Raw genomic sequence first — 2117 nt, forward strand, 5'->3', positions numbered from 1 at the left:
GACCTGTACGCCAGCTTCCTCGACGAGGACACGGTCGAGCGGCAGGGTGTGCAGCCGCTACTCGACGAGTTGGCAGCGATTGACGACGCAGCCGACCCCAACGCGCTGGCGGCCGTTGTCGGCGCCCTGCAACGTACCGGCGTGGGCGGTGGGGTCGGGCTGTACGTCGACACCGACTCCAAGAACTCCAGCCGCTACTTGGTACACGTCAGCCAGTCGGGGCTGGGACTGCCCGACGAGTCCTACTATCGCGACGAGCAGCACTCTGAGCTGCTGACCGCCTACCCGGACCACATCGCGCGGATGTTCGCGCTCGTCTACGGCGGTGCGCCCGACGATCACCACCAGACCGCCGCACGGATCGTGGCGTTGGAGACCAAACTGGCTGCCTCGCATTGGGATGTGGTCAAACGCCGCGACGCCGACCTGACTTACAACCTGCGCACCTTCGCCGATCTGCAGGCCCAATCAGCGGGTTTCGATTGGTCCGGCTGGGTGAACGCGCTGGGCAGCACGCCGGATGCGGTCGCTGAACTTGTTGTGCGTCAACCGGATTACCTGACCGCCTTCGCCGAACTGTGGCGCAGCGAAGACTTCGACGACTGGAAGAGCTGGGCACGCTGGCGACTTATCCACGCCCGCGCCGGATTGCTTACCGATGCGCTGGTCGCCGAGGACTTCGCGTTCTACGGCCGCAAGCTCACCGGAGCCGAGCAGATCCGCGAGCGCTGGAAGCGGGGCGTCGGGCTGGTGGAGAGCATGCTGGGCGACGCCGTCGGAAAGCTTTACGTCCAACGCCATTTCCCGCCTGATGCCAAGGCCCGCATCGACGCGCTGGTCGCCAACTTGCGCGAGGCCTACCGGGTCAGCATCATCAACCTGGACTGGATGACCCCGCAGACCCGGCAACGCGCGCTGGCCAAGCTGGACAAGTTCACCGCCAAAGTCGCCTACCCGAAGAATTGGCGAGACTACTCGAAGCTGGTGATCGACCGCGGCGATCTCTACGGCAACTACCGGCGCGGCTACACGGTCAACTCCGACCGGGAGCTGGCCAAGCTGGGCGGCCCCGTCGACCGCGACGAGTGGTTTATGACCCCGCAGACCGTCAACGCCTACTACAACCCGGGAATGAACGAAATCGTCTTTCCCGCAGGCATTTTGCAGCCACCGTTCTTCGACCCCGACGTCGACGACGCCGCTAACTACGGCGGTATCGGCGCGGTCATCGGCCATGAAATCGGGCACGGCTTCGACGACCAGGGCGCCAAATACGACGGCGACGGCAATCTGGTCGACTGGTGGACCGACGACGACCGCACCGAGTTCGGCGCCCGTACCAAGGCGCTGATCGAGCAGTACGACGTCTACAACCCACGCGGCCTCGATAACGGCCATCACGTCAACGGTGCGTTCACCGTCGGTGAGAACATCGGCGATCTGGGCGGACTTTCCATCGCGCTGCTCGCCTACGAACTGTCGCTGAACGGCGAAAGCGCGCCCGTCATCGACGATCTCACCGGCGTGCAACGGGTGTTCTTCGGCTGGGCCCAGGTGTGGCGCACCAAATCCCGTGACGCCGAGGCGATTCGGCGGCTGGCTATCGACCCGCACTCGCCGCCGGAGTTCCGCTGCAACGGCGTGATCCGCAACATCGACGCGTTCTACGACGCCTTCGATGTCGCCGAGAACGACGAGCTATTTCTGAACCCGCAACGCCGGGTCAGGATCTGGAACTAGAGCTGCCAGTCGTTGGAGCCGTCGTTCTTGGAGTAGGTCCCGACCGAGTTCTTCACCACGATCGGATCGCCGGCGCCGAAGTTGTCGATGAACCACTTCGCGTTCGACGGGCTGATGTTGATGCAGCCATGGCTGACGTCACGCTTACCCTGGTCGTCCACCGACCACGGGGCGCTGTGCACATAGTCGCCGCTGTTGTCGAACCGGACGGCGTCCTGCACCGTCACCTTGTAGCCATACGCCGAGCTGACCGGAACGCCATACGTGGAGGAATCCATCACCACCGAGGCCTTCTTGTCGAGCACGTAGTAGGTGCCGTTCGGAGTCTGGTGGCCGCCGGCCGCCATACCCATCGACATCGGGATGGTTTTCTCTAC

General features: G+C 64.1%; 2 protein-coding genes. One reads left to right on the forward strand and one right to left on the reverse strand.

The features are described from left to right. Positions 1–1740 (forward strand): M13 family metallopeptidase (locus WAN71_RS19520; RefSeq protein WP_422226906.1); only part of this gene is annotated, 1740 nt, incomplete at its 5' end. Here WAN71_RS19520 and WAN71_RS19525 read toward each other — a convergent pair. Beyond that, on the reverse strand, positions 1737–2117 hold a 381-nt coding region (locus WAN71_RS19525; RefSeq protein ID WP_422226907.1), incomplete at its 5' end, for a L,D-transpeptidase. The two genes, WAN71_RS19520 and WAN71_RS19525, sit on opposite strands and share 4 nt — an antisense overlap.

Origin of the sequence: Mycobacterium sp., assembly GCF_049280035.1 — a bacterium.
GTDB lineage: Bacteria > Actinomycetota > Actinomycetes > Mycobacteriales > Mycobacteriaceae > Mycobacterium.